The organism is Maritimibacter sp. HL-12 (assembly GCF_900177545.1).
GTDB lineage: Bacteria > Pseudomonadota > Alphaproteobacteria > Rhodobacterales > Rhodobacteraceae > Sinisalibacter.
This window is the reverse complement of the sequence record NZ_FXBQ01000001.1, coordinates 3,243,409-3,257,375: the sequence shown is the minus strand read 5'-3', so window position 1 is coordinate 3,257,375 and position 13,967 is coordinate 3,243,409. Positions and strand designations below refer to the sequence as shown.

General features: G+C 65.8%; 15 protein-coding genes. 6 read left to right on the top strand and 9 right to left on the bottom strand.

The window, feature by feature from the left end; all coding sequences use genetic code 11:
* Positions 1–5 precede the first annotated feature (5 nt).
* The 9 genes from B9Y97_RS16065 to B9Y97_RS16025 all read right to left on the bottom strand — a co-directional run bounded on the left by B9Y97_RS16065 (position 6) and on the right by B9Y97_RS16025 (position 6,933).
* Positions 6–659, bottom strand: coding sequence for a CoA-transferase subunit beta (locus tag B9Y97_RS16065; protein ID WP_254900944.1), 654 nt, complete (start codon positions 657–659; stop codon positions 6–8).
* A complete protein-coding gene (locus tag B9Y97_RS16060; RefSeq protein ID WP_085527695.1) occupies positions 646–1,338 on the bottom strand; it encodes a CoA transferase subunit A in 693 nt (230 codons plus the stop codon). The genes B9Y97_RS16065 and B9Y97_RS16060 overlap by 14 nt, the downstream gene beginning before the upstream one ends.
* Positions 1,335–1,826: a GNAT family N-acetyltransferase gene (locus B9Y97_RS16055; RefSeq protein ID WP_085527694.1), complete on the bottom strand. Its 492-nt coding sequence runs from the start codon at positions 1,824–1,826 to the stop codon at positions 1,335–1,337. The genes B9Y97_RS16060 and B9Y97_RS16055 overlap by 4 nt, the downstream gene beginning before the upstream one ends.
* Positions 1,823–3,157 (bottom strand): aminotransferase family protein, encoded by a 1,335-nt coding sequence (locus B9Y97_RS16050; protein WP_085527693.1) that lies wholly within the window; start codon positions 3,155–3,157, stop codon positions 1,823–1,825. The genes B9Y97_RS16055 and B9Y97_RS16050 overlap by 4 nt, the downstream gene beginning before the upstream one ends.
* A 6-nt stretch (positions 3,158–3,163) precedes the next feature.
* Entirely contained in the window at positions 3,164–3,937 is a 774-nt protein-coding gene (locus tag B9Y97_RS16045; protein ID WP_085527692.1) for an amino acid ABC transporter ATP-binding protein, read from the bottom strand.
* A gap of 18 nt (positions 3,938–3,955) precedes the next feature.
* Positions 3,956–4,612, bottom strand: coding sequence for an amino acid ABC transporter permease (locus B9Y97_RS16040; protein ID WP_085527691.1), 657 nt, complete (start codon positions 4,610–4,612; stop codon positions 3,956–3,958).
* A 27-nt stretch (positions 4,613–4,639) separates the two neighbouring features.
* Complete coding sequence (locus B9Y97_RS16035) at positions 4,640–5,287, bottom strand: amino acid ABC transporter permease (RefSeq protein ID WP_085527690.1); 648 nt, start codon at positions 5,285–5,287, stop codon at positions 4,640–4,642.
* Between the two features lie 12 nt (positions 5,288–5,299).
* The gene (locus B9Y97_RS16030) at positions 5,300–6,091 is read right to left on the bottom strand and encodes a creatininase family protein (protein WP_085527689.1); all 792 of its coding nucleotides are present in this window, start codon (positions 6,089–6,091) and stop codon (positions 5,300–5,302) included.
* 62 nt (positions 6,092–6,153) lie between these two features.
* A complete protein-coding gene (locus B9Y97_RS16025) occupies positions 6,154–6,933 on the bottom strand; it encodes a transporter substrate-binding domain-containing protein (RefSeq protein WP_085527688.1) in 780 nt (259 codons plus the stop codon).
* A 138-nt stretch (positions 6,934–7,071) separates the two neighbouring features.
* Here B9Y97_RS16025 and B9Y97_RS16020 point away from each other — a divergent pair, with 138 nt between their 5' ends.
* The 6 genes from B9Y97_RS16020 (at position 7,072) to B9Y97_RS15995 (ending at position 13,809) form a co-directional block, all read left to right on the top strand.
* The gene (locus B9Y97_RS16020; protein ID WP_254900943.1) at positions 7,072–8,052 is read left to right on the top strand and encodes a LysR family transcriptional regulator; all 981 of its coding nucleotides are present in this window, start codon (positions 7,072–7,074) and stop codon (positions 8,050–8,052) included.
* Between the two features lie 135 nt (positions 8,053–8,187).
* Positions 8,188–9,783 (top strand): ABC transporter substrate-binding protein, encoded by a 1,596-nt coding sequence (locus tag B9Y97_RS16015; protein ID WP_369596653.1) that lies wholly within the window; start codon positions 8,188–8,190, stop codon positions 9,781–9,783.
* A 92-nt stretch (positions 9,784–9,875) separates the two neighbouring features.
* Positions 9,876–10,862, top strand: coding sequence for an ABC transporter permease (locus B9Y97_RS16010; RefSeq protein WP_085527686.1), 987 nt, complete (start codon positions 9,876–9,878; stop codon positions 10,860–10,862).
* Between the two features lie 10 nt (positions 10,863–10,872).
* Positions 10,873–11,829 carry an ABC transporter permease gene (locus tag B9Y97_RS16005; protein WP_085527685.1) on the top strand — a complete coding sequence of 319 codons (957 nt, stop codon included), beginning with the start codon at positions 10,873–10,875 and terminating at the stop codon, positions 11,827–11,829.
* Complete coding sequence (locus B9Y97_RS16000) at positions 11,829–12,824, top strand: ABC transporter ATP-binding protein (protein WP_085527684.1); 996 nt, start codon at positions 11,829–11,831, stop codon at positions 12,822–12,824. The genes B9Y97_RS16005 and B9Y97_RS16000 overlap by 1 nt, the downstream gene beginning before the upstream one ends.
* Positions 12,817–13,809, top strand: a complete 993-nt coding sequence (locus tag B9Y97_RS15995; RefSeq protein ID WP_085527683.1) for an ABC transporter ATP-binding protein — start codon at positions 12,817–12,819, stop codon at positions 13,807–13,809. The genes B9Y97_RS16000 and B9Y97_RS15995 overlap by 8 nt, the downstream gene beginning before the upstream one ends.
* Positions 13,810–13,967 lie beyond the last annotated feature (158 nt).

Sequence of the window (13,967 nt, the reverse complement as noted above, 5' to 3'; positions counted from 1 at the left end):
CCTCCTCAGAAGGTGGGAATTTCGCCCCCGGGCAGCAAAAGCGCCGCGCCGGTGGCCTCGGTCACTTCCGCAAGGCTCACGCCTACGGCCAGTTCACGCAAGGTAAATCCCGCAGGCGTGATGTCGATCACCGCAAGATCGGTGAACACCCGGTTGACGCAGGCGCGCGCGGTGATCGGCAGCGCGCAGGCGGATTTGAGCTTGGGGTTGCCCGCGCGGTCGGTATGGGTGGTGAGCACCACCACGCGGCGCGCCTTCTGCGCCAGTTCGATCCCGCCGCCCGCGCCGGGGGAAAACTTGCCGGGGATCTTCCAGTTGGCGAGATCGCCGGTTTCGGCCACCTCGAAAGCGCCCAGCATGGTCAGATCGAGCCGCCCCGAGCGCACAAGGGCAAAACTCACCGCGCTGTCGAAGAAGGCCGAGCCGGGCACGGTGGAGACGTAAGCCCCGCCGGCGTCGATCAGGTTGCGGTTGGCGGCCTCGGGCGGCAGCGTCGGGCCGATTCCGGAGAGCCCGTTCTCGGTGTGCAGGCAGACCGGGAAATCGGCGGAAAGATGGTCCACCACCTTGGTCGGCAAGCCGATCCCGAGGTTCACCACCATGCCCGGCGCGATCTCGCGCGCGGCGCGGGCGACCATCCTGTTTCTAGCGTCGGACAACGGCGTATTCCTCGCTGATCTCGGTGAGGCCGACGACGTGATCGACGAAGGGGCCCGGCGTGTGCACCTCGTCGGCGGCGAGATCGCCCAGCGGCATCACCGCCTCGGCCTCGGCGATCACCATGTCGGCGGCCATCGCCATGAGCGGGTTGAAATTGCGCGCGGTGGCGACGTAATCGAGGTTGCCGAACACGTCGGCCCGGTGGGCGTGGATCAGCGCCACGTCGGCGCGCAACGCGGTTTCGACGAGCGCCGGTTTGCCGGCGATCTCGATCCGCGGCTTGCCATCGGCCAGTTCGGTTGCAAGCCCGATATCGGTGACGATGGCCTTGAGCCCCGCGCCCCCGGCCCGCACCCGCTCGGCAAGGATGCCTTGCGCGTTGAATTCCACCGCGAGGTGACCGGCGTTCAGCATCTCGATGGCGCGGGGGTTGAGGCCGATATGGGTGGTGATCAGTCGCGCGACCTGGCCATTGGCGATCAGGTGGTCGATCCCCATGCCACGCTCGTTGGCATCGTTCTTGATGAGGGTGAGGTTGCGCTGGCCCTGCCGGACCAGCTCGCGGATCAGGGTGAAGGGCGTGCCCGGCACGCCGAAGCCGCCCACCATCACCGTGGCCCCCTCGGGAATCCGGGCAATGGCGTCTTCGATGGTGCAGGTCTTGTCGGGCAGCCTCATGCCACGCCCTCCCCGGCCAGCGCGGAGAAGCCTTCGCCGGTCAGCGCCATCGGGCGCAGGCCCCGGTCGGGGGTGAAGCCGAGGCGGCTGTAGAGCCGTTCGGCATCGGCATTGTGGCCGTGGACGCTGAGCGCGAGATAGCCCGCGCCCCAGTCGCGCGCCGCGCGGGCGGCGACGGCGGCCAGAAGCGCCGCGCCAAGCCCCTGCCCGCGCTGTTCGGGCGCGGTCCAGATGTCCTGAAGGTAGACACCCGGGCCGCCGCGCGTGGTGGAGTAATGCGGAAAATAGAGCGTGAAGCCGACCGGGCGGCCATCCGCTTCCGCGATGAGGGTGGAGAACCGTGCAGCGGGGCCGAAACCATCCGCCCGGATCGTGGCCTCGGTGGCCGAGGGCGGATCGTTCAGATCCTCGCCCATGCGTACCAGCATTTCAGCGATCGCGGGTGCGTCGTCGGGCCGCGCGGGCCGGATATCGGTGTGCCCCGTCACGCCGCTACCGCCAGCCCGGCTTCCAGCGCGAAGGCGTCGAGCGCGTCGGTCAGGAGCGCCATCATCTCGTCGATCTGTGCCTCGGTGATGATCAGCGGGGGTGCGATCATGAAATGGTCGCCCGTGATGCCGCCGCGGGTGCGGCGCGAGTAGATGATCAGCCCGCGCTCATAGGCGAGATCGACCAGTCGGGAATGGGCGTTCAGAGACGGCGGCAGCGGCTCCATCGTCTCGCGGTCGGAGACCATCTCGAAGGCGAGCAGCAGCCCCAGCCCGCGCACGTCGCCGATGAAGGGATAGCGCACCATCAGCCCTTCGAGCCGGGCCTTGAGCACTGCGCCCATCCGCGCGGCGTTCTCCACCAGCCCGGCGCGCTCGATCTCGTCGATCACCGCCAGCCCGGCGGCGCAGGCGAGCGGGTTGCCGGCATAGGTGAAGCCGTGCAGGAAGCCGCCCGCGTCGAGCACCGCCTCGACGATGTCGCCCCGCGCCACCATCGCGCCGAGCGGCGCGTAGCCGGCGGCGAAGCCCTTGGAGAGCGCGACGATATCGGGGGTAATCCCCCAGTGCTCGGCGGCAAGGAATTTGCCGGTGCGCCCTGCCCCCGTCATCACCTCGTCGTAGATCAGGAGGATGCCGAACTCATCGCAGATTTCGCGGATACGCCCGTAATAGCTGTCGGGGGCCACCAGCGCGCCGGTGGAGGCGCCGCCGACCGGCTCCATGATGAAGGCGAGCACGCTGTCGGGCCCTTGCGCGAGGATCTCGTCACGCAGAAGCTCGGCATATTTCAGCCCGCGCTCCGCCTCGGTGAGGTTGTCGCGGTCGAGATAGGTTGTGGGGGCCGCGATCTTGGGCATGTCGCGCATCATCGGATCGAACGGCCGCGCGAGCGGGTCGTAGCCGGTGAGCGCGAGCGCGCCCAGCGTGCAGCCGTGGTAGGAGGGGAAGCGCGAGATCACCTTCCAGCGGCTGCCTTGCCCTTGCGTGAGCGCATATTGCCGGGCGAGCTTGATCGCACTTTCCACCGCTTCCGAACCGCCGGAGACGAAGAACACCCGGTCGAGCCCCTCGGGCATCAGCGAGGCGGTTTTCGTCGCCAGCGCCTCGGAGGGTTCGGTGCGGAAATGCAGCCGGTAGCCGAAGGTGGCGCGCGCCATCTGCGCCTGCATCGCCGCGAGCACGCGCGGGTTGGAATGGCCGATGTTGGAGACCATCGCGCCCGACGAGCCGTCGATGTAGCGCTTGCCGTCCACGTCGTAGAGATAGATGCCTTCGCCACGGTCCAGAAATGGCCGCGGCTGGCGCGACTGGTAGAAGAGGTTCGACATCGGGGATTACCTGTTGGCGTTGGCGAGGTGTTTTCGCAGGAAGTTCTGGGTGCGTTCGTTGTCGGGGTTGCGGAAGATCTTGGAAGGCGGTCCCTCCTCCACCACCACGCCCTGATCCATGAACAGCACCCGGTCGCAGACCGCCTCGGCAAAGCCCATCTCGTGGGTGACGATGACCATCGTCATGTGCTCCTCGGCGAGCTTTTTCATCACCAGGTTGACCTCCTCGACCAGTTCCGGGTCGAGCGCCGACGTGGCCTCGTCGAACAGCATGACCTTGGGTTTCATCGCCAGCGCGCGGGCGATCGCCACGCGCTGCTTCTGGCCGCCGGAAAGCCGGGAGGGGTAGTAGTCGATCCGGTCGAGCAGGCCGACCTTTTCGAGCTGTTCCTCGGCAAGGGCGTTGGCCTCGTCGTCGGAAATGCCTTTGAGCATCTTCGGGGCCAGCGTGACGTTGCCGCGCACCGAGAGGTGCGGGAACAGGTTGAAGTGCTGAAACACCATGCCGATGTTCTGGCGCACCTGGTTGATATGCTTTTCATACTGCCGGTGCGGCAGCTTCTTGTTGATCTGCATGTCTTCGAGCCAGACCTCGCCGCCGGTGAGCGGATCGAGATCGTTGATCGCGCGCAGGAGGGTGGACTTGCCCGAGCCGGAAGGGCCGATGATGGCGACGATCTGGCCGCGCTGCACCTGCAGGCTGATATCTTTGAGCACCTCGAGATCGCCGTAGCTTTTCTGGGCGTTGCGGATATCGAGGAAGGGTTTCTGGTCGGTCATGGCTGGGGTTCCCTTCGCTCAGCGGGCGGCCTGGATGCGGCGCTCGATCCGGCGCAGCACCCATTCCATGCCGAGGTTGATGAGGTAGTAGAATGCGGCGGCAACGACGTAGAACTCGAACGGCCGGTAGGTGTTGCCGATGGCGCGCTGCGCCGAAAGCGTCAGTTCCGACACCCCGATCACCGAAACCAGGGCCGAGTCCTTCAGGAGCGCGATCATGTTGTTGCCGATCGGCGGGATCACGTCGCGCACCGCCTGCGGCACCACCACCTTGCGCAGCGCCTGCCCGCGCGACAGTCCGAGGGTGCGCGCGGCCTCCATCTGGCCGCGGTCGACGGCGATGATCGCGGTCTGGATCAGTTCGGAATTGTAGACCGCGAAATGCAGCCCCAACCCGATCACACCGGCCACGAAGGCGGGCAGGTCGATACCGATCTGGACGAGGCCGAAATAGATCAGGAAGAGTTGCAGCAGCAGTGGCGTTCCCATGAACAGCCATTCGAAGGCGCGAAACGGCAGCCGGATGAACCACGGGCCGTAAAGCGCGATGACCGCGAAGAAAATCCCGATGAAAAAGCTCAGAAGTGCTGCGCCGATGGTGATGGCGATGGTCCAGAGCACCCCGAGCAGGATGAAATCGAGGTAGCCGGGGACAACGGTGAAATCAAGACCCATGGCGGCCTCCCTTGTGACGCGCGCGGCTCATACGATGCGCGCCTTGCGGTCGAGCCACTTGATGGCCTGGCCGGTGCCGTAGATGATGACCATGTAGAGCACGCCCGAAAGCATGAACATCTCGAAGGGCTTGTAGGTCGAGCCGATGTAGCGCTGGGCGGTATAGGTCAGTTCCACCACCGAGATCGCCGCCACCAGCGCAGTGCCCTTGATCAGCGCGTTGATGTTGACGCCGAGCGGGCGGATCATCAGCCGCGCGGATTGCGGCAGGATCACCTTGCGCATCGTTTGCCAGCCGCTCATCCCGAGCGTGCGGGCGGCCTCGCGCTGGCCCTTGTCGATGGCGATGATCGAGCCGCGGATCGTCTCGGTCATGTAGGCACCGATGTTGACGCCGAGCCCGATCACGCCGGCCTCGAAGGCGGTGAGCTGGATGCCGATCTGCGGCCCGCCGAAATAGAGGATGAAAAGCTGGATCAGTGCCGGCGTGCCGCGAAAGACGCTGACGTAGGCAGCACCGATGAAGCGCAGCAGGGCATGGCGCGAGAGCCGCATCGAGGCCCCGAGCGCGCCGCAGGCAAGGCCGAGCAGCGCGGTATAGACCGAAAGCTGCACCGTCACCCAGGCCGCCGTCAGAAAGAAGGGGTAGACCCGCATCATCAGGTCGATATCCATCGCCGCGCCTCCCTAGTGGTGATCCTTGCGCTGCAAGATCGGCAACGCCCGGATTTCGCGCACCAGCGCGGTGGTTTCCTCGATCGCGGCGCGCAGGAATTGCTTGCCGGTTTCCGGGTCGGCGACCGTCGGGTCGCCCATGGTGCCGTCTGGCGAGACCGCCGACCACCAGCGCATCAGCATCGCCTTGCCGCCGCCGCGCGCCAGGTCGAGGTTGAAAAACCGGCTGTTCGGATCATGCAGGTTCTGGTTCGCCGCCTTGTCGAGATTGACGTGCTCGGGTTCGAGGTGGGCATACATCGCCGCCTCGAATTCACCGGCATGGGCGATCCCGCCGATCTCGGATTTGCGGTGTTCGTTGATCCGGTCGGCGCAGAGGTTCCAGTAGGACGCCGAGACGCAGATGATCTCGGTCTCGATCACCGTCTTGCGCGCGGCGAGATCGAGCACCGGATGGTTCGATCCGTGCGAATTGAGCAGGAGAATACGCCGGAAGCCGTGGTGGGCGAGCGACTTCGTCACGTCGCAAACGAAGGCGATCAGGGTTTCGGGCTGAATCCAGATCACGCCCGGAAAGTCCTTGTGGTGCTCGTTGAAGCCGTAGGCGATCGGCGGCATCACGAAGACCTCGTCGGGGGCCATCTCGGCCACGCCATTGGCGACCGCCATGCCGAGCACCGTATCGGTGTCGAGCGGCATGTGGGGGCCGTGGTCCTCGGTTGCCGAGACGTTGAGAATCACCACGCGATCCTTGTCGGCATCGCGCACCTGTTCCCAGGTCAGTTTTCCGTACTGAGGGGTCATGTTCTTGCCATGTCAGGAGAATTGGCCCGCCGGGGCAACCGGCGGGCCAGAGAGAGAGCAGGTCAGCGTATATCGGCGCCGACCCATTCCATGGCGATCTCGGTATAGGTGCCGTCTTCCATCATCTCGTCGAGCGCGGCCTGCATCGCGGCGGCGAGCTCCGGGTTGCCTTCGCGGATCGCGATCCCGGCACCGAATTCCTCGGTTTCGAACTCGATGGTCTCGAACTCCTGGCCCTTCTCGCCCATCGCGAGAATCGCGGCGATCGAATCGTTGACGATCGCATCGACGCGGCCGTTCTCGAGCTCGAGCAGGAGTTCCGGCAGGCCCTTGTAGGTGCGCACGGTCCAGCCCCGATCACGCGCCCATTCCTCGTGGGTTTCACCGAGCGTCACACCGATATCGGCCTCATCGAGCTGGTCGATCGAGGTGAATTCGCTGCCGGGGTTGGTGAAGATGGCGCGCTTGGTGGTGTAGTAGGGGCCGACGAAATCCACCACCTCGTCACGTTCCTCGGTGATCGTCATCGAGCCGACGATGGCATCGTACTTGTTGGCGAGCAGCCCGCCGATGATGCCGTCCCAGTTGGTGGTGATGATCTCCACCTCGAGGCCCATGCGCTCGACGATCTCGGTGCCGATCGAGGCGTCGAAGCCAACCACCTCGTTCTGGTCGTTGACGAAGTTGAACGGCGGGTAGGCGCCGCTCATGGCGATCCGCATCACGCCCTTTTCCTTGATGGTGTCGAGTTCCTCGGCCACGGCCACGGAGGCAAAGCCAAGGCCCATCGCGGCGATCCCCGCCGCGGCCACCGATTTCACAAGTGTCCTACGCGTAGTCATATATATCTCCCATGTCGGTCGCGTTGGTTATTGGTTCGGCCCGCACCTGTCGCGACGATCGAGCGGTACGCGCCCTGCGTCAGACGCTTGCATGGCCGCCATCATCATGCAAATAGATAATGAAAATTTACATCATTGATGAAATCTATGCTCCGGCCCTACGAACAACGCTTCCCCTGGACTCTCGACTGGAACCTCCTGCGCACCTTCATGGTGGTGGTGGAGCAAGGCGGCGTGACCCGCGCGGCCAATTTTCTGGGGTTGAAACAGCCGACGATTTCCAGCGCGCTCAAACGGCTGGAAGACAGCGTCGGCCAGCGTCTCGTCGAGCGCAAGCCGAACCAGTTCCGCGTCACCCGCGCGGGCCGGGCGCTCTATTCGGAGTGTTCCACGATCTTTGGATCGGTGGCGCAGATCCCGTCGCTCCTGCAGGCGGGCGGCGAGGAACTGACCGGCCATATCAGCATCGTCTCGGCGAGCCACGTGGTCAGCCCGCATGTCGACAGCGTGCTCGAAACCTTTGCCCGGGAAAACCCCAAGGTCACTTTTTCGGTCGTGGTGGCGGAGAGCACCGAGGTGGTCGCGCGGATCGAGCAGAACCGCGCCAGCCTCGGCATCTGCCTGCTTGGCGCGGTTCCCAAGTCGCTCGACGCCCGGGTGCTCTACCGCGAGTATTTCGCGCTCTATTGCGGCCCGCGACACCGGCTGTTCGGCAAGCCCGAGATCGCCATGGCCGACCTGCGCGGCGAGGCTTCGGTGGCATTCCAGACCGAGCTTGACGGCGGCCCGCTCGATGCCGTCACCCGGCTGCGCGAGCGGGCGCGGCTGGCCCCGGGGCTGCGCGGGGTTTCGGCCAACCTGCCCGAGATCCGCCGCATGATCATCGCGAATATCGGCGTGGGGGGCCTGCCCGTTCACGTCGCCGAACGCGACGTGAAACTCGGTCTCCTGCGCCAGTTGCCGCCGCTCACCCGGTTGCCGGCGATCGACATCTTCCTGCTGTCCAACCCGCGCCGCAAGCGCGCCGCGGCCGAGGCCGCGCTGCTCGACCGTTTCCATGCGCTGATCGCCCGGCACCCGCTTGGCGAACGCACATATGGCGGCCTGCCGGCGGGATGAGGCCGCGTTGCAGCGATGCTCCCGTCACGGAACGTCGGAAAAGGAATTGACTCCTTGATCAGTTATCTTGAACCTCTTGCCATGCTCCATCCGGCTCTGAGCCGGGGAAAAAGAAACCGAAACAGGGAGACAGAGATGTCCATGCATCATATCCTCAAGACCTCGCGCAGCCGGCTCATGCTTGGCGCGGCGGCGGTATCGCTGGCGCTGACCGGCGCGGCGAGTGCCGAAACCCTGCGCTGGGCGCGCGTCGGCGATGCGCTGACGATGGACCCGCACAGCCAGAACGAGGGGCCGACTCACACCCTTAACCACCATATCTACGAAACCCTCGTGGGCCGCGCCGACGACGGCACGCTGGTGCCGCGCCTCGCCACCGAATGGGGCATCAGCGAGGACGACGACAGCGTCTGGGTGTTCAAGATCCGCGAAGGCGTGAAATTCCACGACGGCACCGATATGACCGCCGAAGACGTGGTGTTCTCGCTCGACCGCGCCCGCACCCCGCCGTCGGGCATGGCCGCGCTGCACGCCGCCGTCGAGGAAGTGACGGCGGTCGACGACACCACTGTGCATGTGCGCATGTCGGGCCCGGCCCCGCTCTATGTGCAGAACCTCACCAACACCTTCATCATGTCGAAGGCCTGGGCCGAGGCCAACGACGTCGAGACCTCGCCGAACTTCGCCGCCGGCGAGGAAGCCTATTCGGTGCGCAACACCAATGGCACCGGCCCCTACAAGCTCGTCGAGCGCGACCCGGAAGTGCGCACCGTGCTCGAGGTATTCGAAGATCACTGGGACGATGCGCCGGAAGTGACCGAGATCATCTATACCCCGATCTCCGAAGCCGCGACCCGCGTGGCCGCGCTGCTTTCGGGCGAGGTCGACATCGTGCAGGACGTGCCGGTGCAGGACATCGCGCGGCTTGAACAGACCGACGGCGTCAAGGTTGTGCGCGGTCCGGAAAACCGCAACATCTTCTTCTCCTACGACATGACCTCGGAGACGCTGGACTCCTCCAACGCCGAGGACAATCCCTTCGCCAAGCCCGAAGTGCGCGAAGCCATGGCAATGGCGATCGACCGCGAGGCGATCCGCCAGGTCGTGATGCGCGGCGAATCGCAGCCCTCGGCGGCCCCTTTGCCGCCCTTCGTGAACGGCTGGACCGAAGAGATGCACGCCTTCCCGACCCCGGACGTGGAACGCGCCGCGGAACTGGTCGCCGAGGCCGGCTATCCTGAAGGCTTCTCGGTCACGCTGAACTGCCCGAACGACCGTTACCTGAACGACGAGGCGATCTGCCAGGCGCTGGTCGGCATGCTTTCGCGGATCAACATCGACGTCGAACTGGTGGCGCAGACCCGTTCGCTGCACTTCCCGCTGATCGAGAACTGGGAAACCGATTTCTACATGCTGGGCTGGGGGGTTCCGACCTTCGACAGCCAATATGTGTTCGATTTCCTCGTGCACAGCCGCGGCGGCTCCTACGGTGCCTTCAACGGCTCGCGCTACGCCAACGAGGAGCTTGACGCCAAGATCGAGTCGCTCGCCACGATGACCGACCTCGAGGCGCGCAACGCGGTGATCGCCGAGATCTGGGAGCAGGTGATGGAAGACCGCGTCTTCCTGAACGTGCACAACCAGGTGCTCGCCTACGCGATGCGCGACGACATCACCCTCGACGTTCACCCGGAGAACCAGCCCCGGATGACCACCGTCACCTTCGAGTGATGCGCACTTGACCATGACGTCCGCGTGGCATAGCCCACGCGGACGTTTTTTTTGGTGGGAATGACACCCACCGCCGCAACCGGGGATCCGCCATGACTGCCTTCATCATCCGACGGCTGTTGCAGTCCATCCTCGTCATGCTCACGGTCGCGCTCGTGGCCTTTGCGCTGTTTCGCTTCGTGGGCGACCCGATCGCCTCGATGGTCGGGCAGGAAACCACGCTCGCCGAACGGCAGGAGTTGCGCGAGATGCTGGGGCTGAACGATCCTTTCATCGTCCAGTTCTTCACCTTCGTCAGCCGCGCCGTGGTGGGCGATTTCGGCATTTCCTACCGGCTGCAACAGCCGGTGATGGAGTTGATCCTGTCGCGCCTGCCCGCCACGCTGGAACTGGCGCTGGTGTCGGGATTCTTCGCCTTCATCTTCGGCGTCGGTTTCGGCGTCTACACCGCGCTGCGCCGCGGTGGCTGGCTGTCGAGCTCGATCATGACGATCTCGCTGATCGGCGTCTCGCTGCCGACCTTCCTGATCGGCGTGCTGCTGATCTGGGTCTTCGCCGTCGAGTTCCAGTGGCTGCCGTCGTTCGGGCGGGGCGACGTGGTCGATCTCGGGGGCTGGTGGCGCACCGGACTGCTGACCGAGAGCGGCCGGGCCTCGCTGATCCTGCCGGCGATCACCCTCGGGCTCTACCAGATGACCCTGATCATGCGCCTCGTGCGCGCCGAGATGCTTGAGGTGCTGCGCACCGACTACATCAAGTTCGCCCGGGCACGCGGGTTGACCAACCGCGCGGTGCACTTCGGCCATGCGCTGAAAAACACGCTGGTGCCGGTGATCACCATCACCGGTCTGCAACTGGGCTCGATCATCGCCTTCGCGATCATCACCGAAACCGTGTTCCAGTGGCCTGGCGTCGGGGCTCTGTTCATCAACTCGGTGCGCTTCGTCGACGTGCCGGTGATGGCGGCCTACCTGATGCTGATCGCGCTGGTCTTCGTGGTGATCAACCTGATCGTCGATCTTCTGTATTACGTGGTCGATCCCCGCTTGCGGGTGGATCGCGCCGGCGCCGGGCACTAGGGGAACCGTCATGAGCCAGACCGAGCAGAGCCAGACCGAGCGGGGCAAGACCCCCGGACGCCTCGCCCGCGCGTGGGACAGCGATATCGCCTGGTCGTTCCGGCATTCACCGGTCGCGATCGTGGCCGGCGCGGTTTCGGTGCTGATCATCCTTGCCGCGATCTTTGCCCCGTTGATCGCGCCTCACGATCCGTTCAATCCCGCAACGCTCAACCTGATGGACGGGTTCACCCCGCCGATGGAGCCGAATGCCTTTACCGGCAACGTCTATTGGCTCGGCACCGACAACCAGGGCCGCGACGTGTTTTCCACCATCCTCTATGGTGCGCGGATCTCGCTGTTCGTCGGCTTTGCCGCGGTGATCCTCGCCATGGTGCTCGGCATCGCCGCGGGGCTGGTGGCGGGCTACCGCGGCGGCTGGGTCGACGGGCTGCTGATGCGCTTCGCCGACGTGCAGCTTACCTTCCCCTCGATCCTGCTGGCGCTGCTGATCTTCGGCATCGCGCGCGGCTTCATCCCGCCCGCCTACCGCGAGGAAATGGCGATCTGGGTGCTGATCGTAGCAATCGGCCTGTCCGACTGGGTGCAATATGCCCGCGTCGTGCGCGGTGCCACGATGGTCGAGAAAAACAAGGAATACGTGCAGGCCGCCAAGGTGATCGGCGCGCATCCGGCCAAGATCGTGCTGCGCCACATCCTGCCCAACGTGCTCGGGCCGGTGCTGGTGATCGCCACCATCGGGCTGGCGCTGGCGATCATCGCCGAGGCCACTCTGAGCTTCCTCGGCGTCGGCGTGCCGCCGACCCAGCCAAGCCTCGGCACCCTGATCCGGATCGGCCAGGGCTTCCTGTTCTCCGGCGAATGGTGGATCCTGCTGTTCCCCTCGATCACGCTGCTGGCGCTGGCGCTCTCGGTCAACCTGCTGGGCGACTGGCTGCGCGACGCACTGAACCCGAGGCTTCGCTGATGGCCGAAATACCGCTTCTCTCCGTTCGCAACCTCGTGGTGGAGTTTCCCAGCCGGCGCGGCACCCTGCGGGCCATCGACGATGTCTCCTTCGACATCGCCGAGGGCGAGGTGCTCGGCATGGTGGGCGAATCCGGTGCCGGCAAATCGCTGACCGGGGCCGCGATCATCGGCCTCTTGGAGCCGCCGGGGCGCATCGCCGGGGGTGAAATCCTGCTGCGCGGCGAGCGGATCGACAATCTCGCCGCCGAGCCGATGCGCCGCATCCGCGGCAAACGGATCGGCATGGTGTTCCAGGACCCGCTCACCAGCCTCAACCCGCTCTATACCGTGGCCGAGCAGCTGATCGAAACGATCCGCACCCATATTTCCTGCACCGAGCGCGTGGCGCGCGAACGCGCCATCGCCCTGCTCGACCGCGTCGGCATCCCTGCCGCGCGGCGGCGGATCGACGACTACCCGCACCACTTTTCCGGCGGCATGCGGCAACGGGTGGTGATCGCGCTGGCGCTCGCCGCCGAGCCGGACCTGGTGATCGCCGACGAGCCGACCACCGCGCTCGACGTGTCGGTGCAGGCCCAGATCATCGACGTTCTGAAGGAAATCTGCGCCGAGCGCGGTGCCTCGGTGATGCTGATCACCCACGACATGGGGGTGATCGCCGAAACCGCCGACCGCGTCGCGGTGCTTTATGCCGGGCGGCTCGCCGAGATCGGCCCGGTGCGCGACGTGATCCAGGCCGCCGAGCATCCCTACACCCAAGGGCTGATGGGCTCGATCCCGACATTGACCCAGACCGATACCCGCCTCGTCCAGATCCCCGGCTCGATGCCGCGGCTCGACGCCATTCCAAAAGGTTGCCCCTTCAACCCGCGCTGCCCGCATGTCATGGACCGGTGCCGGCATGACCGGCCGGTCCTGATCGCCCGCGGCAGCAAGCGCGAGGTGGCCTGCTGGCTCTACGAGGCCGTCAGGGAGGAGGTGCACCATGGTTGACACCGTCTTGCAGGTGGAAGGGCTCACGCGCACCTTCGACGTCTCGAAGCCCTGGCTCAACCGGGTGCTGGAGCGCGATCACAAGCAGTTCCTGACCGCCGTCGATAACGTGACCTTCGGCATCGAACGGGGCGAAACCTTCGCGCTGGTGGGCGAGTCCGGCTCCGGCAAGTCGACCATCGCCAAGCTGATCGTGGGCCTGCTCAAGCCCAGCCGCGGCACCATCGCCTTCGACGGCCAGCCGATGAGCTTTGAATCCGGGACCGCGATGCGCAACCTGCGCCGGCGCTTCCAGATGATTTTTCAAGACCCCTTCGCCAGCCTCAACCCACGCTGGCGGGTCGGCGAGATCATCGCCGAACCGATCCGCACCTTCGGGCTTGCCAGCGGTGCCGACGTGCACCGCGAAGTGGCCCGGCTGCTCGAGGTTGTCGGGCTTTCGGCCACCGACGCGGGCAAGTTCCCGCACGAGTTTTCCGGCGGCCAACGCCAGCGCATCGCCATCGCCCGGGCGCTGTCGTCGAAACCGGAATTCATCGTCTGCGACGAGCCGACCTCGGCGCTCGATGTCTCGGTGCAGGCGCAGATCCTCAACCTGATGCGCGATCTTCAGGACGAGTTCGGCCTCACCTACCTGTTGATCAGCCACGATCTGAGCGTCGTGCGCCACATGGCCAACCGGATCGGCGTGCTTTATCTCGGCCGGATCGTGGAGGTGGCCGACAGCAAGCGGCTGTTCACCGATCCGCAGCACCCCTACACGAGGATGCTGCTCGACGCGGTGCCCGATCTGGCCCTGTCGGGCCGCCGCCGCACGCCGGTGACGGGGGAGATCCCGAACCCGATCAACCCGCCGTCGGGCTGCACCTTCCACCCGCGCTGCCCGCACGTGATGGACATCTGCAGGGGCGACCCGCCCGCGCAAACCCCGACCGCCACCGGCGCGGCCGCCTGCTACCTGCTGACGGAACCGGTGGGCTCATAACCCGAGCGCCGCCCCAGCCGATGTCCCGGTCGGCGGTTCCCGGTGCGCGACGAAACACGTGGGCGATGCGCGGTTCCCGGAATTCCATGTTGCAGGTCGTTCGCAACAGGCCCGGTCGCAAACGCGCTCGCCGGGCCACTCCTTTGCCGGCACGGCGC